This is a genomic window from Helcococcus ovis, from assembly GCF_004524775.2.
GTDB classification, from domain to species: Bacteria; Bacillota; Clostridia; order Tissierellales; family Peptoniphilaceae; genus Helcococcus; species Helcococcus ovis.
The window spans coordinates 1,226,829-1,250,883 of sequence record NZ_CP119081.1 but is presented as its reverse complement, the minus strand read 5'-3'; the positions used below and the strand labels follow the sequence as shown (position 1 = coordinate 1,250,883).

Here is a 24,055-nt window from a genome sequence, read left to right as displayed (position 1 = left end):
TCGACAATTCATGTACTGCGATTATTTTTTAATATTACAGGTAATGTCACCCTTACAATTTCATGTATCTCATATATTTGTACAATTTACAGGTAATCTGAGTTTGGCATCCCTCGACAATTCATGTACTGCAATTATTTTTTTATATTACAGGTAATGGCTGTCCCACAAATTCATGTATTTCAAATATTTGTACAATTTACAGGTAATGTGGCCCGCCTTGTACATGTGAAACAAATATCTTTTGAATATACAAGTACTGCCAGTCTGTCTCGTACATGTATATTTGTTTTTATCGTTTGAGAAAATTGTACTTATTGATTAAATTTTTAACTAATAAATAATTTAAATTTTTATTTGAAGATTCAAAGGTTATAATTAATCTTTCTCCAAGATATATATTATTCATTTGATAGGATTCTATTTTATCGATAACACTTGAAACATAATTTAAGTTATCCATCATACCAAAATGTTCCCAATAAATTTCCTTACAAGTATCTTTATCTAAAAAAGTAAAATCCGGATTAATGCTTAAATTCTTTAAATTTAACGGTTTTTCATATTTGTATTCTAATCTGTTATCATAAAATATATCGGCTAATATCTTTTCACTTTTTGATCTAACCCTTTCGCCATTTTTAGCAATAATTATAAATTCATCAGTAATTGGTTTTGGAGTATAAGTTATATTTCTCCATTTCTTAAAAATTTGATTTTTTGTCATAGTTATTGGCGATATAAAATTTTGTTTAGGTTTAAGCGTATTTTCATATAAATTATCAAGAGCTGCATCATCAAAATTTTTATTAAAATATTCTAAAGCCTTTAAATTTTTTTTTACAATTTTATTAGCCTTATATAGATATTCTTTTTGTGCCAAAATTTGTATTTTATTTTTATCCGATTTATTTAAGTATATTCTTTTGAATTTATTAGATTCCGGATTTTTTATTCTAATATAATATTGATAACATCCTTTAGATAAGTAAGTTTGCAACGTGCCAGCAATATTAGGCAACTTGAATTTTCTGATTTGTTCACTAATAATTGTATATTTTGTAATTAAATCATTAATATATTTTTTTGTTAATTTCATAAATACCTCCATATACCTATTATTACATAAAATACACTAGAGTATACTGTCATTATTATTACAATATTTTTATATTTACCTGTATACATTTTAATTTTATTATTTACAGGTAAAAATTTTTATTCTACTCATGCAATTTCGATAAATTTTTTATTTATAGGTAAAATTTAAATAAAAAAATTTTAAAATTTAATAATCTTACCTGTAAATGAAAGAGAATTTTATTATACATGAATTGCCGAGTGTTGCCGAGCTCAGATTACCTGTAAATTGTACAAATATTTGATATACATGAATTTGCGAGGCAGCCATTACCTGTAATATTAAAAAATAATCGTAGTACATGAATTGTCGAAGGCTGCCGAGCTCAGATTACCTGTAAATTGTAAAAATATTTGAAATACATGAATTTGTGAGGCAGCCATTACCTGTAATATAAAAAAATAATTGCAGTACATGAATTGTCGAGTGTTGCCGAGCTCGCATTACCTGTAAAATGTAAAAATATTTGATATACATGAATTTGTGAGGCAGCCATTACCTGTAATATTAAAAAATAATCGCAGTACATGAATTGTCGAAGGCTGCCGAGTTCAGATTACCTGTAAATTGTAAAAATATTTGAAATACATGAATTTGTGAGGCAGCCATTACCTGTAATATAAAAAAATAATTGCAGTACATGAATTGTCGAGTGTTGCCGAGCTCGCATTACCTGTAAAATGTAAAAATATTTGATATACATGAATTTGTGAGGCAGCCATTACCTGTAATATTAAAAAATAATCGCAGTACATGAATTGTCGAAGGCTGCCGAGTTCAGATTACCTGTAAATTGTAAAAATATATGATATACATGAATTTGCGGGGCAGGCATTACCTGTAAATCAAAGAAATATTCATTATACATGAGCAAGGCGGATAGCATTACCTGTAAATTGCAAAAATATTTGAAATACATTAATTTATGGGACAGGCATTACCTGTAATATTAAAAAATAATCTCAATACATGAATTGCCGAGTGCTGCGGATCTCAGATTACCTGTAAATTGTAAAAATATTTGAGATACATGAATTTGCGGGACAGGCATTACCTGTAAATCAAAAAAACATACAAATTACATGATTTGCTATTTTTAGATTTTAAAATCAATATATAATGTAAAATAAACTTGACTTTAAATGTAAAGTTTACTATACTTATTTTGTAAAATTAGCTTAACATTTTTATTTGATTTTAGAAACAAAAAACCTCGCACATAAAATAGATTAAGGTTAAGAAATACAAAACTACGCAGATAAAAAATAAGGAGGGAGGATTTGAAAAATAGAATTTCAGAATTAAGGAAGAGTAGAAAACTTACTCAGGAAGAGTTGGCGAATGAGCTCGGCACTACGAGGCAGACAATTATTTCATTAGAAAATGGAAAATATACGGCTTCGCTAGTTTTGGCGTATAAGATTGCAAAATATTTCGGCTTAACCATTGAAGAAGTTTTTGATTTTAGCGAAGTAGAGTAGCAACAAGTTGTAAAAATTTAAGAGGTTCATTTGATAAATAAATGCAGGATATCAAAAGTGAAGGAGCAACAAGTTGTAAAAATTTAAGAGGTTCATTTGATAAATAAATGCAGGATATCAAAAGTGGAGGAGCAATAAGTTGTAAAAATTTAAGAGGTACATTTTATAAACAAATGCAGATATCAAAAGTGGAGGAGTAATATGTTAGAAAAATTTAGAAAAAAGATAAAAAATAAGACAATTATTACTTCTGTAATATTGTTTTTTGCTGTAATTATGCTTGTGTTTAGTATAGTTTATTCAGGTAAAAACACTAATATGGAATCTGTAAGGGGATTTTTTACAGGAATGATTTTGGTGTTTATATTCTATATTTTAAGAAATATACAAGCATTGAGAAGTGAAGAAAAATTAAAAAAATTATATGCTAAATTAAATGATGAAAGAATAAAATATATTGGTAAAAAAACTTCAGAAACAACATTGATAATAATTTTAATAATATTGTCGTTTATGAGCATAGTATTTGCAACATTTAATATAGATTTTTCATTAAGAGAATCGTTGCTTGTTATTATTGGTGCGATTTATTTGATATATATTATTTCATACATATATTATAGTAAAAAGTATTAAAGGAGAGGTTACATGAGATTAGAACTAAAAAATATAAATAAAAGTTTTAATAAAAAACAAATTTTACATAATGTGAGCTTTACGATTGAAAGTGGTAAGGCTATGGGATTTTTAGGTAGGAATGGTGCAGGAAAGACGACTACTATCAGGACGCTTATGAATGTATTTAAGCCGGATAGCGGAGAATTTTTATTAGATGGAGAGGCATTTGATAGAAGAAAATATAAGATTGGATATTTGCCTGAAGAAAGAGGTATGTATCAAAAAATTAATATAATTGACCAACTTGTATATTTTGGGGAATTAAAAGGGATGAAATCTAAAGAGGCTAGAAAATCTGCATTACAATTATTGGAGAAAGTAGAGCTTAGTGAATATGCTAATAAGAAACTTGAAACATTGTCTAAGGGAAATCAGCAAAAAGTTCAGATTTTACAAGCGATAATTAATGACCCGGATATTGTAGTATTTGATGAGCCATTTAGCGGTTTGGATCCGGTAAATTCAATGGTATTAAAGGATATTATTTCAGAATTTATTAGAAAAAACAGGATAGTTATTTTTTCATCACATCAAATGAGTTATGTGGAGGAATTTTGTGATGATGTTACATTTATAAAACAAGGCAAAATAATTTTGTCTGATAATTTGGAAAGAATAAAGGCTGACAAGGGAAATGGAAAATATTTGATTGAATCAAATTCAAGTGAATTATTTGAAAAATTAAGTAAAATAAGGTCGATATCTATATTGGATGAAATAAAATCCGGATATATATTTGGATTAAATGAGGATATGGACACAAATCAAATTTTACAAGAAATTATTGAAAATAATATTGAAATTTTGAGGTTTGAACCATACAAGCCTAGTTTGGAAGAAATATTTATTGAATTAGATAAGGAAGTGTAATATGAGAGATATATTGACAGTATTTTTATTTGAAACAAAACAAAAATTTAAGGAAAAAACATTTTTAATTTCTCTTTTAATATCGTGTGCGATATTTTTTGGTATAACATTTATACCTAAAATTACAAATTATATGGATTCAGGAAAAGCTTCAAATTCAAAGTTTGAAATAAATGAAAAATCATTGCCAAATGATAGTAAAAAAGATTTGGCATATTTTGCTAAAGCGGGAGTTGATAAGTCCGTTATTGATACACTTTCAAAAAGATATAATTTAATAAAGGTAAATAATGAGAATGAATTAAAAGAAAAAGTTAAAAATGAAGAAGTTGCGGAGGGGATTTTATTAAAAGATAATATAAGTGCGAAACTTTATAAAAGCTCAAATAAAATTTCAGAAATTAGTAAAAGCAGTATAGGTACTATTAGGGCGTATTTAATAGAAGATATACTAAAGGAAAATTACAAATACAATATAGAATATAAGAAGCTGGGCATTGATGTTAATAAAATTATAGAAATTGATTCTGTCACTCCAAAAATTGAAATTGAATCATTTGGGAGAAACCCAATGTCGGGCACTATCTTGTCATATTTCAGTGTTATGTTTTTATATATGATAATAATGCTACACGGTTCACAAATTGCCACAAATGTAGCGAAAGAAAAAGAAACAAGGACAATGGAAATATTAATTACAAATGTTAAATCGTCAGCTTTGATACATGGAAAAGTATTTTCCGGAGTGTTTACAAGTTTTGTTAATTTAATTTTAACTATTTTATCTGCCGTAGTGGGATTAATGATAAATTTACACGATAAACCTGAAGTGTCAAATACTATAAAGACAATCATATCAGAAATAAAAACAACAGATGTATTAGTTTTAGTGTTATTTACCGTAGTCGGTGTGACAATGTATTTCTATATATTTGCTGCTCTCGGCTCACTTGTTTCAAGATTGGATGAATTAAATCAAGCATTATCTCCGGTAATGATTTTAGTGATGTTTGCAACGTTTATACCTATGGGATTAATGACAAAACCTGATTCAACTATATTGAAAGTTGCATCATTTGTGCCATTTTCATCGCCGACTTCAATGCTTACAAGATCATTAGGAAGTAATGTAGCCTTATATCAAATTGCTTTGAGTTTCATTATATTGATAGTAACTACAGCGATTATGTCAATAATTTCCATTAAGATATATAGACAGGGGACACTAAATTATGGAAATAAAATGAATTTAATAAAAGCATTTAAATCAAAAATAGAATAATAAAATACATTTTTCAAGAAAACCCACCGGCGAGCTCCTTTCGTAAGTCATCACGAAACGAGCTCGCCGGCATTTTCATATAAAAAACTTCCATTAAATTATATTTTTATAAAATCAATATTCATTTCAACTGTATTTATATAACTTTTTTGTAAAAATAGGCATTTTTCGTCAAAAATTTTATTATATTTTAGAAAAAATTTACAAAAAATGAAAATAAAATATGAAAAAATAACTAATATATCTATAAAAAGAATTTTTTACTATTAAATCATTATTTGAGTAGTTACACTATATGTAGTGGTTAATATTGTATGAAATAGCTATATTTACACAAAAACTTTAAATTTAAAAAGGATTTTTTTTAAAATGAGGCATAAATATTTAATTTTATATTATAAAACTCATATTTTCAGTATATGCTATAAACGTGTAAAAATACGCATTTCGCAAAAAAGTGTAAAAAAGTGAAAAAAGTGAATAATAATTTTATAACAATAATGTTATATAACTTTTTTGTTATAAAATTAATTAATATATAAACGTTAAAAATAATATTTTTGTTTATTTTATGACAAAAATTTTTCAGTGAAAAAATACAATTTTTCACTAAAACCTGTAAATAAGCCAAAATTTGAGGGGGGGGGGGTAGCTTTTAATAGAAAATTTAAAATTAATAAACATAGAGTAAATATACATTTATTAAAAAAATGTAACATTTATTCTGTATACAAAAAAATTTATAAAAAATTAAATTTGAGCAAAAATATATAAAAATATTCAAGTTTTTTTGAATATTAATTTAAAATTTTTGAATGAATGTTCATTTGTTCTGGAGGCAAAACGAAAAAAATTTGCGTTAGAAATTGACAAAAAAGTTCAGAGATGTAAAATAAAAAAGTCAGTTATGACTAAAAAACGAAAAAGGAGAATTATTTGGAAGGGTTATTAAATTATATTATCCCTATAGTGATTGGATTCATTTTTGTTTACTTCGTACCTATATGTACAGACAAGCTCATAGAGTACAAAGAAAATAAAAATGGAAAACCTTATAGTCATATGCACAGTTCGAAAATATTCGGTTACTTTTTATCATTCACTGTTGGGATATTGGTATCTTATTTAGGACTTATATATTTTCCGCTTTGGAAATTTATATTTCTATTAATATTTTCATTTATTGCATGTGTTGGAACCTTAGTGGATAATAAAGTAAGAATTATTGCAAATGAAATGATAATATTAATGGTTGTAATAAGTATACCATTTAGACTTATTGATGGCGGTATAATTTATTTATTAAATAGTATAGCTTCATCAATAGGGATATTTATATTATTAGTGGGAAGTTTCTTAATCTTTGGCAAGTTTTTATTTAAGACTGTGCCCGGAGGAGCCGGAGACTTGAAGCTAATGATGGTCATGTCTTTTTTATTGGGCTATCCTGATTTAATATTTGGTATCTTTATTACTATGAGTGTCATGTTGGCTTACATAGTTTATGGTTTGATGACACATTATCTAACCATGAAGTCATATATTCCACTAGCTGGATTTATTATGATAGGAATTGTAACAGGACTTATAAATAAAGGAGTTAATTTATGGATGCTATTAGAAAAGATTTTAAGGTTACTATCGTAGATACTTATAAATTTATTACACAAGAAGAGAAAGGTCAATCAATGGTCGAGTACGGGATTATACTTGCTTTGATTGTAATTGTCGGATTTATCGGACTTTTAGCCCTAAGTGGCAATCTCAAATCTCTATATCAGGAAGGTGTTTTTACAAAAATTAAAAATGCATTTCTTGGAAAAATATAATTTATTAATTATCAGAAGATAATTCACATTTTCAAAAAAAAAAAAAAATATATAAAAAAACAAGGAGAACAAAAGAAATGAAAAACATAATGAATTGGTTTATGAAGGAAGAAAGCGGACAAGGAATGGTAGAATATGGATTAATCTTAGCCTTAATCTCAGTAGCTGTAATAGCAGCATTGACATTAGTAGGTGGGAAATTAAATGAAATTTTTGGAAAAATTTCTACAAAACTACAAGAAGCAACACAAAATAGAAGATAATAACCCCGCAAGAGCAAAAAGAGAAAAACAAACAAGTATATTTTAGAATAAATCAAAGTATCGAAAAACTTTTCGATACTTTGATTTTTGTAAGGACTCTCCCTACCGGCTTTGCCGGGAGGGAAAAATCCTAAACAAAACAAATTTGATAGAGAAAAGATTATATTCATAAATAAAAAATTATTTTAATTCGTAAAATGCAATAAAACATAAATAGAGGTATTAATATGCGTGCAAACGGTTCGTCACATACGGTTTGGAATTGCAATTATTATATTGTATTTACGCCAAAATATGAAAAACTTCGTATGTATAAAGAAATAAAAGAAGATATAGGCAGGATTATAAGGAATTTATTAACAAAAAAAGGCATAAAAATAATAGAGGCGGAATTGTGCTCAAATTATATTTATATGCTGATAGAAATTCCTCCTAAATATAGCGTTTCTCATATAATCGGATATTTAAAAGGTAAAAGCAGCCTATTAATATTTGAAAGAAAAGAAAATTTAAGATATGCGTATAAAGATAGAAGTTTTTGGTGCAGAGGATATTATGTTGACACGTCCCGACGAGACGAAAGCAAAATACATCTATATGTAAAAAATCAATTAAAAGAAGATTATAAAATAAATCAAATGAATGTAGCTAAGGTATATGATGTTAGCGAACAAAAATAACTCGTAAATCGCCGGCTAAACAGGTTTACCTAAGCGATACTTTGAGGCTTTTATCTAAACACTCCAATAATCATAAAGAACAAAAGAAATGAAAAACATAATGAATTGGTTTATGAAGGAAGAAAGCGGACAAGGAATGGTAGAATATGGATTAATCTTAGCATTAATCTCAGTAGTGGTAATAGCATTGTTAACAAGTATAGGTGGACAATTAAAAGTAAAATTTGGAGAAGTGTTAAAAGCATTACAAGGAAACGGACAAAGATCATAACCCCGCAAGAGCAAAAAGAGAAAAGAGCGTGTGGAGAGATAGGAAAGGCTAGGTAATCTTAGCATTAATCTCAGTAGTGGTAATAGTGGTATTGACGCAAATAGGTAAAAATTTAAATGGAATTTTCCAAAGAATTTCTGGAGATTTACAAGGTGCAGCAGAAAATGCACCAAAACAATAACCCCGCAAGAGCAAAAAGAGAAAAAGGGTGTGTGGGAGAAGAAAGGCAAGGCTAGATAATCTTAGCATTAATCTCAGTAGTGGTAATAGTGGTATTGACGCAAATAGGTAAAAATTTAAATGGAATTTTCCAAAGAATTTCTGGAGATTTACAAGGTGCAGCAGAAAATGCACCAAAACAATAACCCCGCAAGAGCAAAAAGAGAAAAAGGGTGTGTGGGAGAAGAAAGGCAAGGCTAGATAATCTTAGCATTAATCTCAGTAGCTGTAATAGTAGTATTAGGCTTAATGGGAGGAAAATTAAAAGATATTTTCCAAAGTATTTTTAATAAATTACAAGAAGCAGAAAAAGTACCAACAGCATAACCCCGCAAGAGCAAAAAGAGAAAAAGTGAGTGGGGAGAAGATAGGCAAGGCTTGGAAAATCTTAGCATTAATCTCAGTAGCTGTAATAGTAGTATTAGGCTTAATGGGAGGAAAATTAAAAGATATTTTCCAAAGTATTTTTAATAAATTACAAGAAGCAGAAAAAGTACCAACAGCATAACCCCGCAAGAGCAAAAAGAGAAAAAGTGAGTGGGGAGAAGATAGGCAAGGCTAGAAAATCTTAGCATTAATCTCAGTATCAGTAGTGGTAATTTTTGCATTAACACAAATAGGAGACAAATTAAAAGAAATTTTCAAACAAATTTCTGGAAAATTAGAAGGTGCAGCAGAAAATAAATTAAACTCATAACCCCGCAAGAGCAAAAAGAGAAAAGAGTGTGGGGGAAGATAGGCAAGGCTTGGGATAATCTTAGCATTAATCTCAGTAGCTGTAATAGTAATATTAACAACGATGGGTGGAAATTTAAAAGAAATTTTCACAAAAATTTCTGATCAATTAAAGGGTGCAGCAGAAAAAGCAAATCAATAAACCCCGCAAGAGCAAAAAGAAAAAAGTGAGTGGGAGAAGAAAGGCAAGGCTTGGAAAATCTTAGCATTAATCTCAGTAGTGGTAATATTGATTTTAACAGGTATTGGAACTCAATTAAAGGAAAAATTTAATTCAGTATTAGAAGCATTAAAGGGAAATGGAACAAACCACTAATAACCCCGCAAGAGCAAAAAGAGAAAAGTGAGTGGGAGAAGATAGGTAAGGTTAGAAAATCTTAGCATTAATCTCAGTAGTGGTAATAGCATTGTTAACAAGTATAGGTGGACAATTAAAAGTAAAATTTGGAGAAGTGTTAAAAGCATTACAAGGAAACGGACAAAGATCATAACCCCGCAAGAGCAAAAAGAGAAAAGAGCGTGTGGAGAGATAGGAAAGGCTAGGTAATCTTAGCATTAATCTCAGTAGTAGTTATAGCACTTTTAAAAGGAATTGGTAAAGAGTTATTAAAAAAATTCCAAGAAGTGTTAGATGGATTACAAGGAAAAGCAACATTGCAATAACCCCGCAAGAGCAAAAAGAGAAAAGAGTGTGGGAGAAGATAGGTAAGGTTGGATAATCTTAGCATTAATCTCAGTAGTGGTAATATTGATTTTAACAAAAGTAGGAAATGAATTAAAGATTACATTTAATAAGGTATTAACGTCACTAACTGGAGCGAATAAACAACCACAATAATAACCCCGCAAGAGCAAAAAGAGAAAAAAGAGTGTGGGGAGAAGATAGGAAAGGCTAGAAAATCTTAGCATTAATCTCAGTAGTGGTAATAGCATTGTTAACAGGGATTGGTCAAAAGTTAGGAGATATTTTCAAGCAAATTTTAGGGCAATTAGGTAAAACAGAGCAAATACAACCATAATAAACCCCGCAAGAGCAAAAAGAGAAAAAGGAGTGGGGAGAAGATAGGTAAGGTTTGAAAAATCTTAGCATTAATCTCAGTAGCTGTAATAGTTGTATTGACATTAATGGGAGAAAAGTTAAATGAAATTTTCAAACAAATTTCTGATAAATTAGGTACAGCAGCAAAACCACAAGGAAGATAACCCCGCAAGAGCAAAAAGAGAAAAAGGAGTGGGGATAAGGTAGTAAAGATTTAGAAAATCTTAGCCTTAATCTCAGTAGCTGTAATAGCAGCATTGACATTAGTAGGTGGGAAATTAAATGAAATTTTTGGAAAAATTTCTACAAAACTACAAGAAGCAACACAAAATAGAAGATAATAACCCCGCAAGAGCAAAAAGAGAAAAACAAACAAGTATATTTAATAACATTATTAAAATAAGTAAAAGGAGGGACTTTGAAAAATAAATTAAAAAAAGATTTAATAAAGAATGAAAGCGGACAATCATTAGTTGAGTTTGCTTTAATACTGCCTATTTTAATAATTTTATTAAGTATGGTGGTGGACGTATGGCGAGTATATGACACTAAACTTTTATTACAATCAGTTGCATCAGAATGTGCCATACATTTAGCAGAAAAAGATGATGTATATAAATTAAGAAATAAAGAACTTGAATTAAAACAAAATTTAAATGAATTGATTGACAAACAATATGGCAATAGACTTGACAGAAAAAAAAGGCATGTAACCGTTTCTTTGCTAAAAGATGAAATTAAAGAAACATTCACATATCATGTAGATAACAATAGTCGTTTTTTTAAAAGAAATAGATATGGACAAGATCAAACAAAAGAAATCACCAAAAACTATAGAGATGCTTCAATAAAAGTAACCTATGATGTAGATTTCTGGATGCCGTTAACAAGAGTATTCTATGGTGGAGATACGGCAAAAGTTTCATCAGAGATTACAACCAGATTATCCGAAGGAGAAAATAATGCTAGATAAATTATTTAAATTTAAGAAATCGGAAAAAGGACAGGGCATGGTAGAGTTTGCACTTGTATTTCCTATGTTCATATTTATTTGTCTTTTTATAATAGAAGTAGGCTGGATAGCATATAATTACATTTCCTTTGATTACACTTATAGGGTAGCATCTTGGGAGCTTAGACCTAATTATAGTAATGAAGAAGAAAATCCAAGAGGTTTGTTTGGCTATGAAGTAAAAGAATTAATTTATGACAAACTAAAAGAAAACGGTTTAAGTACTTCAGGGATAGAGATTAAAGATGCAACCATAACTTTTAATACTAAAATTGAGAATGTAGTTGAAATTAATGGACGTAAGGAACAAGAAAGAAAATACTATATGGAAATAAAAGGTAATATGACAAAAGAAGTTCCTTTGATTACGCCCGTTGGAAAGATGTTTATGGGAAGTAATTTACCTTTAACCAAAAAATTGGATAAGTTAAGACTTTTAGAATCAAAGGCTGTAAATGGAAAATAATTAGGAGGGATAGTGATAAAAAGATTAAGAAAAGAAGAGCGAGGAGATATCTTAGTTATATTTGCCGTTATGTTTACCGTACTTATCATGATCATAGCACTGTCTACAGATGTCGCCATATTATATGCACGAAGAGCACGCATATACGAAATCGGAAATGTCATGAGAAGGACACGTTTTACAAAAGGACAGGAGTTTTTCATGAATAGTGATAAACCTGGAGAAGAATACGCAAATGCTTTTAGTGATTATGCTACAAAAAATGGATTTACGGGAAAACTTACAGTTACCTATGATGAAACAAAAACTCAATATGATTATAATAAAAGAAAATTCGATATTAATATGGAATTTTATGAAGAAGTAGAAACCAGTGTATTAAAATTTATAGGTATAAAATATGTCCCTATAAAATTAGTTATAAAAGGCTCCGGTCATAAAGATAGAGATAATATATGGAAACCTAAAGGCTACGATTGGATAAAATATACAGCAACATACGAAAATGGGCAAAAAACAAATTAAATTAAAAGGTGGTAAAAATGAAGAAAGTAAAAATTATAGCAATAGTATCAGCAGTGTTATTTATGCTGTTTACATGGATATATATATCAGGATTGACAAATAAAAAGAATAATGAAAATTTAGTGGAAATAATCGTTCCTAATAAAAACATTGTAGCTAATACAATTGTAAATGGGGAATCATTGAAGAAAATCAAGGTAGCAAAAAATAGTGTAAATAAAAATGCTATCAAGGATACAAAGGATATCGTAGGCAAAATGGCTAAAGATACTTTATATGAAAATGAACCTATAATAAAAGAAAGAGTTATAAACAAGGAAGAAAAAGCTCCAAATTACGGTTTGGCATATGTTATATCTGAAGGTAAAAGAGGTATGAGTATCGCTGTAGGGCTACCTGAAGGGGTATCAAACTTCTTAAAAGTAGGAAACTATATCGATGTATTTCATATCGGAAAATTTGATTATCACGTAGTTGGTAAAAATGGTTCGGAAAATGATTCTAAACTAACAAAACAATATTCGACAATACTTTTACAAGATGTTAAAATAATCGGTTTGGAAACAGCAATAGAAAAAACATCAGATAAAAAAGATGCAAAACCTACTGCATATAAAACAGTTACACTTGAATTAAAACCTGAAGAGTTTTTAAAATTAACATTGGCAATTAAGAGTGGTGATGTATGGTTGGGATTGAGACCTGAAGGTGACCACAAAAAAGTAGATGCAACAGATATGTTATTGGATAATATAATTGATAAGGCTAAGTTGATTAAGTCGATTAAGCAAGAGTTTGAGCGTTAAAAGGGGGGGAAATGGCTATAAAAGTATTATTAGTTGGAGAAAAAATCGATGAACTTGAAAAAATAAGTAAAAAGTTAGTAGATGATAGTTTTGAAATTGTAGGAGCATCGATGGATTTATCAAATATTTCAGATGAAATATTTCAAAATAATCCTGATGTAGTTATAATGTCCTGCTCAGATTTGAGTTGGGTATTTAGAGCATGTCAAAAAATTTATCTTTTACACCCAAGTGTTGTAACAGTAATGGTATCAGATGAAAAATCATACGACATTGTAAAAAAATCTATTGATGCAGGTGCGACAGCTTACATTTCATTATCGGAACCGGTTGACAAATTTAATGAAGAGTTAAAGAAAGTTTATTTCAATGAAAAATCAAGAAGAAAAATGATAGTTGATAATTCATCATTAAAAAGAAATGCAGAGATAATAACCGTATTCGGTACTAAAGGTGGTATGGGTAAAACAGCCCTAGCTGTAAATTTAGCAGTTGAATTATCTAAGAAAAAAGCTAAAGTTGCGTTTTTAGATTTGGATTTAATGTTTGGTGATGCCCACACTTATTTAGGATTGGAAGCTAAGGAAACTATCGTAGAGTTGTTACAGGAAAGAAAGATACCTACTATTGACAGTATTAGAAGCTATTTTGTATCCCATTCATCAGGATTACAATTGCTATGTGCACCGTCAAGTCCGGAATATTCCGATTCAGTTTCCGGAGTATTGATTGAACCTATAATCAACGCATTGAGAACACATTTTGATTATATCGTAATTGATACAAATGTAGGATTCTCCGATTTAAATGTTTTAATTTTAGAAGAGTCAAGTACCATCCTATACTTTACAGGATTAGATATTTCGATATTAAATAATTCTAAAAAAGGTTTAATGTACATGAATTCAATAAATGTTAGTGAAAAAGTTAAACTTGTAATCGGTAAGTCAATCAAGGGCGATATTACAAAAGAAGACGTAGAAAATATAATGAACAAACCGGTGTTTGCTTCTATTAGTGAAGATTATGAAGAATCTGTAAAAGCCTTAAATGAAGGTGTGCCTATAGTAACATCAAATTCAAAATTACAAGTTGCTAAAGATATAATTGAAATCGCCGATTCATTTAACAGTTCAGAAGTAAAAGAAGATGAAGAAAGCAAAAACTCGATATTTTCAAAGTTGAATTTTAGTAAATTTAAATTTGGAGGTAAGAAATAATGCCTTCATTACAAGAAAGATTAGAACAAGCCAGAAGAGTTTCAAAATCTGATGTTAATAGCTTAAGAAGATTAAATAGCAATACTCAGGATATTTATCTTGATGAATATGTTGATTTTAAAAATAATGTTCATAAAGAGATTTTATCAAGAATCACACTTGGAAGTATTATAAATGCTGATGACAAGCAAGAAATTCTTGAAAATATTAAAGATATATCGGATCTTTTGGGAGAAAATATACCAAATACAATTAGAAAAAAATTAATAGAACAAATTTATGATGAAACAATCGGACTTGGACCATTGGAAGTATTATTAAAGGATGATTCAATTTCTGAAATAATGGTTAATGGACCGGATCAAATTTATGTAGAAAGAAAAGGTAAGCTTGAGCTTACTCCTATAAAATTTAGAGATAATAATCACGTATTAAATATTATAGATAGAATTATCTCCCCAATCGGTAGAAGATGTGATGAAAGCACACCGATGGTAGATGCCAGACTACAGGATGGTTCTCGTGTGAATGCGATAATTCCTCCGGTATCATTGGTAGGACCTTCAATTACTATAAGAAAGTTTTCAAAGACACCATTGTCAATTGCCGATTTAATAAAATACAATTCTCTTTCATATCAAATGGCTTCATTTTTGGAAGCTTGCGTTATAGGGAAGGCAAACATCATGGTATTTGGTGGTACAGGTAGTGGTAAGACAACATTGTTAAATACTTTATCCGGTTTCATTCCTGAAAATGAACGTATAGTTACAATAGAAGATGCTGCCGAATTACAATTGAAGCAGCCACATACTATAACATTGGAAAGTAGACCTGAAAATGTAGAAGGTACAGGTGCTATTACGATTCGTGATTTAGTAAAAAACTCACTTCGTATGAGACCCGACAGAATTGTTGTAGGGGAAGTACGTGCAGGGGAGGCATTAGACATGCTTCAGGCTATGAATACAGGACACGACGGGTCATTGACAACTGCCCACGCAAATACAACAAGAGATTTATTAAGCCGTTTGGAAACAATGGTACTTATGGCTGGTATGGGACTTCCATCAAGAGCCATCAGAGAGCAAATTTCATCTGCATTTCACATTATAGTTCATCAATCAAGATTGAGAGACGGTAGTAGAAAGATAATGAAAATCTCCGAAATTTTAGGTATGGAATCCGATACGATTATCTTACAGGATATATTTGTATTTAATCAAGACGGTTACGATACAAATGGTAATATTAAAGGAAAATTTGTATCAACAGGAATTAGACCTAAAATTTTAGAAAGACTTGCTGATGAAGGAGTAGTAATTAACGATGATTGGTTTAAAGTATAGGAGATGATATGAATTTATTTAATTTAATAATAATGTTTTTAATGGGATTATCCTTATATTTTATCATTGTTGCTTTATTTAACGGTAGGGACTCAAAAAAAGCTTTCCTAAAAAAAAGATTAGCAAAAATTTCAAGTTTGAACAATAAGGCAGATGCATCAAAAAACAAAAAAAGCATACTTTCGTTTATATTAGTTTCAAATGATTTCAAAAAAGATTTGAGAGCTTCAGGTATTAAGCTAAAAGCGGAAGAGTATGTTGCTATATGGGTTGCATTTACTGTTTTACCGATTTTACTACATTCATTATTAAATGGATTTAGTGTAATTTCCGTAATATTTGGAATTTTAGGTTTTTTTGTAGTACCATTTTGGACAAAAATTTCTAAAAAGAAGAGAAAACAGGCGTTTAACAATCAACTTAATGATGCTTTGATGATTATCGCCAACTCTTTGAGAAGTGGTTTTACCTTTAGACATGCTATAGCAAGAGTTTCAGAAGATTTGCCTGATCCTATAGGAGAAGAATTAAAAAGAGTTATAAGAGAAGTTAACTATGGGGTAAATTTAGAAAAATCTCTTAGAGAATTAGCGGAAAAAATGGAAAGTAGAGAGCTTGACATGGTTACATCTGCCGTTTCTATCCAACAAAGATCAGGTGGTAACCTTGCTGAAATTTTAGATAAAGTATCTAAGACAATTTCAGATAGAATTAATATGAAGAAAAAAATAAGAGCTCTTACAGCTCAAGGTAGAGTAGGTGGAATTGTTATAGCAATGATACCTCCATTCATCGCTTTGGCATTAAGTTTTATAAATCCGCAGTATTTGAGTCCGTTTTTTAATACCGCAGGAGGAATAGCAATTTTGATATTTTCAGTAATTTGGGAAATTTTAGGATTTATTGTTATTAATAAAATGGTAGATATAGAATATTAGGAGTACGGATGTTATATATAATAGTGTTTTTAATGGGTGTTTTGGCTTATTCCCTAGTAATTATATTACTTGGGAAAAAGTCTTACAGAACACAGATGTTAAAAGATAGAATAGATAAATATAGAAAAGTAAGTGTAGACAGAAAAGATGATTTTGATGAAGATTTGCCTTTTTCTGAGAGAATTATAAAACCTATTGCTGAAGAAATAATCAAGGCGATATCAAATATATTTCCTAAGGGCGAAAATGAACAAAATCAATTACAAGAAACTTTATTCCAAGCGGGGATTAAAATGCCTGCGAGAGAATATAATATAATGAAAATATTAGTTTCCTTATTATTTGGTGTATTTGGATCAGTATTTTTTTCATTTAACGGTGGAGTTAATATATTTAAAAATATCCTAGGATTTATCGGTGGTACACTTTTCGGATATATAATAATGGTTTATTTATTACAAAGAAGATTAAGAATAAGACAAGAAAATATGGAAAAGCAATTTCCGGAGTTTTTAGATTTATTATGTGTTTGTATTGAATCGGGATTAGGATTTGACCAAGCGGTACAATATGTTGTAAAAGAGTATAAATCAGAGTTATCCGACGAGTTTAAGACCGTTGTAAGAGATATTTCTTTAGGTAGTACAAGAAAAAACGCATTGCTTGAATTACAAAAAAGAGCAACATTTGAACAGTTAAAAACATTTAACTCAGCAGTTATTCAAGCTGACGAAATGGGAATTTCACTAAAGAAGATTTTAAATGCTCAGTCATATAATGCAAGAGAAACAAGAAAACAAAAAATTGAAGAAGAAGTTCAAAAGCTTCCGGTAAAAATACTGTTTCCAATGTTGTTTTTCATATTTCCAATAATATTTGTAGTATTGCTATATCCTGCAATCACATCAGTTTTAGGTACTTTGTCAGGAACAAGTATATGATAGTTAATGTTTACAGCAATACTAAAAAATTAGAAGGTCCTATATTTTTAGCTGATAGTTTCTTTTCAAGATTTAAGGGTTTGATGTTGAAAAAAAGTATCAAAGATGAAGAAGGAATATTTTTTGAAAAAGTTAATAGAATTCATACATGTTTTATGAGATTTACAATAGATGTTATTTATTTTGACGAAAATTATAAAGTTTTATATATAGAAGAGGTGAAACCTTGGAAAATCGGTTCCAAGGTAAAAGGAGCTCATCATTTATTAGAATTGAATAGTGGAATGGGAAAATATTTTAGAATAGGTGAGTTTGTAAAGATTGAGAGATAAGGAGAAGTGTTATGTCTGATAAGGATGAAAAGTTAGATTCGGAATTGACTAATGAAGAAGAAAAAAAATCAAATGCTTCTAATATTAGTATTTTTGAAAAAATTAAGAACAGAAGTTTAGATAATTTGTTGGAAAATAAGTTAGAAACTGTATATTTCAAAAAAGGATACTCTAAAGAAAGTGTTAAAAATTATGTAAAAGTATTACTTGATGAAAAAGAATATCAAAAAGATAGTTTTGACGAAAGATATAATGAACTATTAGAAGAAAAAGATAATTTATTAAAAGAAAAGGAAGTTTTGGAAGCACATCTATCCGAAACATCACAATTATTGGAAAAATTTGAAAAAAACAGTTCCTTAGAAAAACAAAAAGAAAACGAAATAATAGAACAATTAAATGAAGAAATAAACAGTATCAATAAGAAAAAAGAAGAATCAGATAATAAGGTCAAAGAGTTACAAGTAATTATTGATGATATAGAAAAAGAATACAAAAATTTCCTTGCAAATCAAGATAATCATGTAGAAGAAAAACTTAACCAAAAGATAAAAAAATTAGAAACAGAAAATAAGAAACTTAAAAAAGATATAAAATCTTTCAGTGAAAATACAGAAAACCTATCATCAAATGATTTAAGTATTTTAAGAAATGAATTATCCTCTAAAACATTAGAACTAGAAAAAGTCATTTCTAAGTTAAATGAAGTAGAAAATGACTTAGAAGCAATGATTGCAAAAAACAAAGAATCAGAATCTGAAGTTAAGTTATTAAATAAAAAAGTAAATAAATTAACCGAGGAAAAAAATAAATTAAACTTAGAAATCATTGATTTCGAGAAAAAATTAGCAGAAGAAAAAAGTAATCATCTACTAGAAATCAAAAAATTAGTAGAAGACTTTGAAAATGAAAGAAAATATTACAAAAACATTTTAGATGAAAAAAATGCCGAAATAGTAAAATTAAAAGAAACAAATAGTGAAATTACAAGAGAAAATAAATCTCTTAAACAAAAAATTTCCACATATGTTTCCACAATTAAGCAATTTGTAAAAAACATTGATTTGATTTAATCATTTATACAAAATTTTAAGAAAAAACCAAAGACAGAGATAAGGATTCGGTTCTCCGAAAATAACCCTTAACTCTGTCTTTGGTTTTTATTGGGTTCTTTGTCAAATAGTGTTGAGTATAAAATTTTCTTGCACTATTTGTTGTAGAACCTTTTATTGTCCATCTACCATAATAATAACCACAAAATAAGCGGTAATTATGATTGCAATATTTAACTATGGTGTTAATGATAAAATAACAATGTTATATTAAATTCTATATTAATTTTGAAATCGAAAATAATAAATTATGTAATTTTTATGTTTTTTTGATTTACAGGTAATGTGAGGACGGTGCTCATGTATTTCAAATATTTTTACAATTTACAGGTAATGCGAGTCACCTTGTTCATGTATAATGAATATTTCTTTGATTTACAGGTAATGGCTGCCTCACAAATTCATGTATCTCAAATATTTTTACAATTTACAGGTAATGTGAGCTCGGCAGCCTTCGGCAATTCATGTACTGCAAATTTCTCTTTCATTTACAGGTAATGGCTGCCCCGCAAATTCATGTATATCAAATATTTGTACAATTTACAGGTAATGGCTGCTCGGCAGCCTTCGGCAATTCATGTACTGCAAATTTCTCTTTCATTTACAGGTAATGGCTGCCCCGCAAATTCATGTATATCAAATATTTGTACAATTTACAGGTAATGCGAGCTCGGCAGTGCTCTACAATTCATGTACTGCGATTATTTTTTAATATTACAGGTAATGGCTGCCTCACAAATTCATGTATCTCAAATATTTTTACAATTTACAGGTAATGGCTGCCCCGCAAATTCATGTATCTCAAATATTTGTACAATTTACAGGTAATGTGAGCTCGGCAGCCTTCGACAATTCATGTATTAGAAATATCTCTTTCATTTACAGGTAATGGCTGCTCCACAAATTCATGTATATCAAATATTTTTACAATTTACAGGTAATGTGAGTCGCCTTGTTCATGTATAATGAATATTTCTTTGATTTACAGGTAATGTGAGCTCTTAAACGACTAAAACCACTACTAAAACCACTACTAAAACCACTACTTAAAATTACTACTAAACCACAATCTTTAAGCAAGACAGATAAAATGATATTTTGGCTATATATTTTAAGAGATGATTCCTTAAAATTTTTCCTTTGAGCATTTAACAGTCTAACCATTAACATCTAAGCATTTATAGAAAATCAGTGTATCTGCCCATTTTAAAGTCACATTTTAACAGCCTAACCATTAACATCTACGCATTTATAGAAAATCAGTGTATTTGCTCATTTTTAAATTACTCTTAATGGCCTAGATTTTAATATCTACCCATTTACCTTGCTTAAATCTGTGTCTTAAAAGGATGTATCTTGAAAGTTGGTCGAATGTTATACCTATCCAAATTCCCATTAAGCCAAGGCCTAATACAGAAGTAAATAGTATTGTTGCACCTGTTCTAATTATAGTAACAGATATTATTGATGTTATAAGTGTATATTTTACATCTCCGCCTGCTCTTAGGCATCCGCCATAAATTATTTGAGAAATTTGTAAAATAAGAATGATCATGATAAATCTGATGGTCATTATGCCCATTTGAATTATATTTTCTTCTTTAAAAAAGTTCATCATTATTTCTCGTGAAAAAATAAATAGTATTATTGATAAAATAATGGATATTGCAAAACCGATTCTTTGACATATATGGCCGAATTTGAATGCCAGATTTTTATCTTCTTTTCCTAATGCGTTGCCTGATAGTGCAACTGCTGCAACTTGCATTCCGTCACCAAATGAGAAGCTTACTGATAATAAGCCCATAGCTGCGTTGTGTGCTGCAAATGGTGCAGTACCTAATTTGGCAGCTGTGATTGCTGTAGCTAAGAAACCTATTCTCATAAATATGTTTTCAATAAATAAACTTATACTTAAATTAAAAATTGATTTAGCAGCGTCAATTTTTGGTTTAATTTTATGCTTTATAATATATTTAACATTTACAAAACTTATAATTTTAAAAATAGAGGAAATACTCATGAAGCATGCGACTAATGAGCCTAATACTGTTGCATAAGCTGCACCTTTTATGCCTAATTTTGGAAATCCAAAATTACCATTTATCAATAGAAAATTAAAAATCACATTAATTATTGATGATGTAAGATTTGTTGAAAATGCTATTTTTGTATTTCCTGTACCTCTTTGGGCTGCATTTATACACATTGCGATAATGTTAAAAAACATGCCGGCAATTATTATGTCAAAATAAGTTTTAGCCGGGATATGTGTGTCGGAATTGCTTCCTGCGAAAATCATTAAATCATTTGAAAAATAAATCGTAACAATTGTTATAAGTATACACAAGATAATGCTTATAGAGATTGCTGTTATGAAAACTCTATTTGCACCTTTTCTATCATTTTGACCTTTTCTTCTGGCTATTAAAGCAGATACTGCTGTATTTATCGCGAAAAATATAGCATATGCTATAAATTTGGGTTGATTTGTTAAGCCTACTGAAGCAATCGCATAACTTCCAAGAGTTGCAACCATCATGGTATCTATTAGAGCTGCCATTGCTAGGAAAAAACTTTCTAAAACAGAAGGCCATGCCATTTGTAATGCTCTCTTGTAGTACAATTTATCTTTCATTTCATTCCTCTTTCTTTTGTTAACAATATATAATAATACACCTAAAATTTTTAATTATCAAATATAAAAAATAATTGTATTAATTTATAAAGTTTTTTATAATCTCGATTGCCTCATCAAAATTTTTCACAAAATGTCCGTGCTTTAAAATAGCTCCAAGTACATAGTGGTTCATACCATATGTGGGAATGTCATATTTATTTGAAGAGCTAAGTCTAATATCGGAATTAATTCCGATGATTAGTTTTGTGTTAGTATATATTGCAATTCCAAGTTCCACCATCACCCCTGGATCTTCATTTGTAAGATCAGCGATAAATATATCGGCTTCTTCTACGGCTTTGGTATCACCTTCGAATATTGATATTGGGGTTGGCAAGCTTTGCTTATTTTCATTAAATGGTTGATCGATTGGGTTAAAAATGTCTAATTGTGGAAAATTTTCCCTTAACAATTTTCCTTCTAGTTTTCTTTGAGCAACTTCGGCTTCATTAAAAAGTGAGCCTGCAACGTATAATTTCATATATCCTCCGAAAATTTATTTACAATAATTTTATCATATAAGAGATTAAAAAATAATTAAAATTTTGAAATACAATTTAATTTTTTTAAAATATAAATGAAAATTATTGTGATTTTATTAAAACCTGCGAAAACAAAATTTGTTTAGTTGTGGGTTGACCACAATAAAACTGCCGGATATCGGGAAAATTATTAGTCTAATCTCCAAGTAAAAAACTCCTAATGTTATAATATGTAGTCTACCAAACTGCACAATAACACAAAAGGAGTTATCATATGAATAATAACAGTTTATCACATACAAGTTAGAATTGTAAGTACCATATAGTATTTTCACCAAAATACAGAAGAGAAATAATATATGATGGAGGAATAGTGTACATTCTTATATAATCAAATTTGTACATTTTTATGTTGTCATTTTTGTACATTTTTTAAGATAATATATAGTATAATAATGCTTATGGAGGATATTATGATTATATCATTAGCAATTATTTTTTTATGTGGTCTAATTTTTGCTAAGATTTCAGAAATATTTAAGTTACCTAGATTGCTAGGTATGCTTATAGCTGGGATTTTGATTGGGCCTTTTGTTTTTAATTTAATTGACTTAAGTGTTTTAAGGATTTCATCAGATCTTAGAAAAATTGCTTTAGTTGTAATTTTGATAAGAGCGGGATTGACTTTAGATTTTAAGAAAGTGGTAGAGGTGGGACGCCCTGCGTTACTTATGTCGTTTTTACCGGCAACATTTGAAATTTTGGCATATACATTTTTAGCAAAATTTATATTTGGAATTGATGTGTTAAGTGCTGCTATTATGGGAGCGATTTTATCAGCTGTTTCGCCTGCGGTTGTAGTCCCGGGAATGATAAATGTTATAGAAAAAGGTTATGGAAACAAAAAAGGAATAGGTCAATTAGTTTTAGCCGGTGCCTCATTGGATGATGTATTTGTATTGGCTATTTTTTCAAGTTTGATTGGTTTTAGTACGGGAGGGAATTTTTCGGTATATAAATTATTGGATATTCCCATTTCTATAGTTAGCGGAATTTTTATAGGTGCTATTATAGGATATGTATTAAGTATCGTTTTATCAAAGATAGAATTAACTAATAATATTAAAGTTTTATTTATTTTTTCCACATCTATATTACTCGTTGGACTTAAAAATGAAATAGGGAAGTTATTTGCTTTTTCAGAAATGTTGAGCGTTATGACTCTTGCACTTGTATATTCACTAAAATCTGAAAATGATGTTATCTATTCTCTTAAAAATGGATTTAGTGGAATATGGAGTGGATTCGAGGTGTTATTATTTGTATTGATCGGAGCACAGGTTGATATAAGATATACTCTTGGAGCGGGTGCGTTAGGATTATTATTAATTTTTGCTACGCTTGTGTTTAGAACCTTGGCAGTAAATATTTGTTTGATTGGTACAAATCTAAACCTTAAAGAAAGAATGTTTTGTATGATTTCGTATTTGCCAAAAGCAACGGTACAAGCCGCTATTGGGGCAATACCGCTATCACTGGGGCTACCTAATGGCACATTAATTTTATCTATTGCAGTATTGGGGATTTTAATTACGGCACCCGTTGGAGCTATTGGGATAGAAACTACCTATCGAAAGTTGCTTAGAAATGATTAAGATTACAGCGTTAAAGTGGTATTACAATTTCTTTTTTGATATAATTTAA

At 29.2% G+C, this 24,055-nt stretch carries 26 protein-coding genes and 1 pseudogene; 24 read left to right on the top strand and 3 right to left on the bottom strand.

Annotated features, from left to right (window positions below; all coding sequences use genetic code 11):
• Nucleotides 1-292: 292 nt before the first annotated feature.
• Nucleotides 293-1,099, bottom strand: a complete 807-nt coding sequence (locus tag EQF90_RS05855; RefSeq protein WP_134712069.1) for a hypothetical protein — start codon at nt 1,097-1,099, stop codon at nt 293-295.
• Nucleotides 1,100-2,421: 1,322 nt separating this feature from the next.
• Between EQF90_RS05855 and EQF90_RS05850 the strand changes: the two genes are divergently transcribed.
• The 22 genes from EQF90_RS05850 to EQF90_RS05750 all read left to right on the top strand — a co-directional run bounded on the left by EQF90_RS05850 (nt 2,422) and on the right by EQF90_RS05750 (nt 19,150).
• Nucleotides 2,422-2,622: a helix-turn-helix transcriptional regulator gene (locus EQF90_RS05850; RefSeq protein ID WP_134712064.1), complete on the top strand. Its 201-nt coding sequence runs from the start codon at nt 2,422-2,424 to the stop codon at nt 2,620-2,622.
• Between the two features lie 201 nt (nt 2,623-2,823).
• Entirely contained in the window at nt 2,824-3,258 is a 435-nt protein-coding gene (locus EQF90_RS05845) for a hypothetical protein (RefSeq protein WP_134712063.1), read from the top strand.
• Nucleotides 3,259-3,270: 12 nt separating this feature from the next.
• Nucleotides 3,271-4,170 carry an ABC transporter ATP-binding protein gene (locus tag EQF90_RS05840; protein WP_134712062.1) on the top strand — a complete coding sequence of 300 codons (900 nt, stop codon included), beginning with the start codon at nt 3,271-3,273 and terminating at the stop codon, nt 4,168-4,170.
• Nucleotide 4,171: 1 nt separating this feature from the next.
• A complete protein-coding gene (locus EQF90_RS05835) occupies nt 4,172-5,452 on the top strand; it encodes an ABC transporter permease (RefSeq protein ID WP_134712061.1) in 1,281 nt (426 codons plus the stop codon).
• A 936-nt stretch (nt 5,453-6,388) separates the two neighbouring features.
• Complete coding sequence (locus EQF90_RS05830; protein WP_134712060.1) at nt 6,389-7,099, top strand: prepilin peptidase; 711 nt, start codon at nt 6,389-6,391, stop codon at nt 7,097-7,099.
• Nucleotides 7,060-7,281 (top strand): Flp family type IVb pilin, encoded by a 222-nt coding sequence (locus tag EQF90_RS05825; RefSeq protein WP_134712059.1) that lies wholly within the window; start codon nt 7,060-7,062, stop codon nt 7,279-7,281. The genes EQF90_RS05830 and EQF90_RS05825 overlap by 40 nt, the downstream gene beginning before the upstream one ends.
• Nucleotides 7,282-7,358: 77 nt before the next feature.
• The gene (locus tag EQF90_RS05820) at nt 7,359-7,544 is read left to right on the top strand and encodes a Flp family type IVb pilin (protein ID WP_134712058.1); all 186 of its coding nucleotides are present in this window, start codon (nt 7,359-7,361) and stop codon (nt 7,542-7,544) included.
• Nucleotides 7,545-7,771: 227 nt separating this feature from the next.
• Nucleotides 7,772-8,224, top strand: a complete 453-nt coding sequence (gene tnpA, locus EQF90_RS05815) for an IS200/IS605 family transposase (RefSeq protein WP_134712057.1) — start codon at nt 7,772-7,774, stop codon at nt 8,222-8,224.
• Between the two features lie 88 nt (nt 8,225-8,312).
• Complete coding sequence (locus EQF90_RS05810; protein ID WP_134712056.1) at nt 8,313-8,495, top strand: Flp family type IVb pilin; 183 nt, start codon at nt 8,313-8,315, stop codon at nt 8,493-8,495.
• A 571-nt stretch (nt 8,496-9,066) separates the two neighbouring features.
• Nucleotides 9,067-9,222, top strand: a complete 156-nt coding sequence (locus EQF90_RS05805; protein WP_167604133.1) for a Flp family type IVb pilin — start codon at nt 9,067-9,069, stop codon at nt 9,220-9,222.
• Nucleotides 9,223-9,465: 243 nt separating this feature from the next.
• On the top strand, nt 9,466-9,591 hold the full coding sequence (locus EQF90_RS08375; RefSeq protein ID WP_134711903.1) for a Flp family type IVb pilin: 126 nt from the start codon (nt 9,466-9,468) through the stop codon (nt 9,589-9,591).
• A gap of 1,179 nt (nt 9,592-10,770) precedes the next feature.
• Nucleotides 10,771-10,917: a hypothetical protein gene (locus EQF90_RS05800; protein WP_167604114.1), complete on the top strand. Its 147-nt coding sequence runs from the start codon at nt 10,771-10,773 to the stop codon at nt 10,915-10,917.
• Entirely contained in the window at nt 10,907-11,461 is a 555-nt protein-coding gene (locus EQF90_RS05795) for a TadE/TadG family type IV pilus assembly protein (RefSeq protein ID WP_134711901.1), read from the top strand. Before EQF90_RS05800 ends, EQF90_RS05795 begins: the two co-directional genes overlap by 11 nt.
• Nucleotides 11,451-11,966, top strand: coding sequence for a TadE/TadG family type IV pilus assembly protein (locus EQF90_RS05790; RefSeq protein WP_167604112.1), 516 nt, complete (start codon nt 11,451-11,453; stop codon nt 11,964-11,966). The genes EQF90_RS05795 and EQF90_RS05790 overlap by 11 nt, the downstream gene beginning before the upstream one ends.
• Nucleotides 11,967-11,978: 12 nt before the next feature.
• The gene (locus tag EQF90_RS05785; protein ID WP_134711899.1) at nt 11,979-12,491 is read left to right on the top strand and encodes a TadE/TadG family type IV pilus assembly protein; all 513 of its coding nucleotides are present in this window, start codon (nt 11,979-11,981) and stop codon (nt 12,489-12,491) included.
• Nucleotides 12,492-12,508: 17 nt separating this feature from the next.
• Nucleotides 12,509-13,297: a Flp pilus assembly protein CpaB gene (gene cpaB / locus EQF90_RS05780; RefSeq protein WP_134711898.1), complete on the top strand. Its 789-nt coding sequence runs from the start codon at nt 12,509-12,511 to the stop codon at nt 13,295-13,297.
• 11 nt (nt 13,298-13,308) lie between these two features.
• Nucleotides 13,309-14,517, top strand: a complete 1,209-nt coding sequence (locus tag EQF90_RS05775) for an AAA family ATPase (protein WP_134711897.1) — start codon at nt 13,309-13,311, stop codon at nt 14,515-14,517.
• Entirely contained in the window at nt 14,517-15,866 is a 1,350-nt protein-coding gene (locus EQF90_RS05770) for a CpaF family protein (protein ID WP_134711896.1), read from the top strand. The genes EQF90_RS05775 and EQF90_RS05770 overlap by 1 nt, the downstream gene beginning before the upstream one ends.
• Before the next feature lie 8 nt (nt 15,867-15,874).
• On the top strand, nt 15,875-16,804 hold the full coding sequence (locus EQF90_RS05765; protein ID WP_134711895.1) for a type II secretion system F family protein: 930 nt from the start codon (nt 15,875-15,877) through the stop codon (nt 16,802-16,804).
• A gap of 8 nt (nt 16,805-16,812) precedes the next feature.
• Nucleotides 16,813-17,745, top strand: coding sequence for a type II secretion system F family protein (locus tag EQF90_RS05760; RefSeq protein WP_134711894.1), 933 nt, complete (start codon nt 16,813-16,815; stop codon nt 17,743-17,745).
• A complete protein-coding gene (locus EQF90_RS05755; RefSeq protein WP_134711893.1) occupies nt 17,742-18,077 on the top strand; it encodes a DUF192 domain-containing protein in 336 nt (111 codons plus the stop codon). The genes EQF90_RS05760 and EQF90_RS05755 overlap by 4 nt, the downstream gene beginning before the upstream one ends.
• An 11-nt stretch (nt 18,078-18,088) precedes the next feature.
• Nucleotides 18,089-19,150 (top strand): hypothetical protein, encoded by a 1,062-nt coding sequence (locus EQF90_RS05750; protein WP_134711892.1) that lies wholly within the window; start codon nt 18,089-18,091, stop codon nt 19,148-19,150.
• 1,336 nt (nt 19,151-20,486) lie between these two features.
• Here the strand turns inward: EQF90_RS05750 and EQF90_RS05745 are convergent.
• Both EQF90_RS05745 and EQF90_RS05740 read right to left on the bottom strand, forming a co-directional pair.
• Entirely contained in the window at nt 20,487-21,827 is a 1,341-nt protein-coding gene (locus tag EQF90_RS05745) for an MATE family efflux transporter (protein WP_134711891.1), read from the bottom strand.
• A gap of 79 nt (nt 21,828-21,906) precedes the next feature.
• Nucleotides 21,907-22,350, bottom strand: a complete 444-nt coding sequence (locus tag EQF90_RS05740; RefSeq protein ID WP_134711890.1) for a nucleoside 2-deoxyribosyltransferase — start codon at nt 22,348-22,350, stop codon at nt 21,907-21,909.
• A gap of 275 nt (nt 22,351-22,625) precedes the next feature.
• On the opposite strand from EQF90_RS05740, the pseudogene EQF90_RS05735 reads away from it, so the two are divergent.
• Nucleotides 22,626-22,712, top strand: a pseudogene (locus tag EQF90_RS05735) (IS200/IS605 family transposase); the annotation flags it as partial.
• A 112-nt stretch (nt 22,713-22,824) separates the two neighbouring features.
• Nucleotides 22,825-24,006 carry a cation:proton antiporter gene (locus tag EQF90_RS05730; protein ID WP_134711889.1) on the top strand — a complete coding sequence of 394 codons (1,182 nt, stop codon included), beginning with the start codon at nt 22,825-22,827 and terminating at the stop codon, nt 24,004-24,006.
• Nucleotides 24,007-24,055 lie beyond the last annotated feature (49 nt).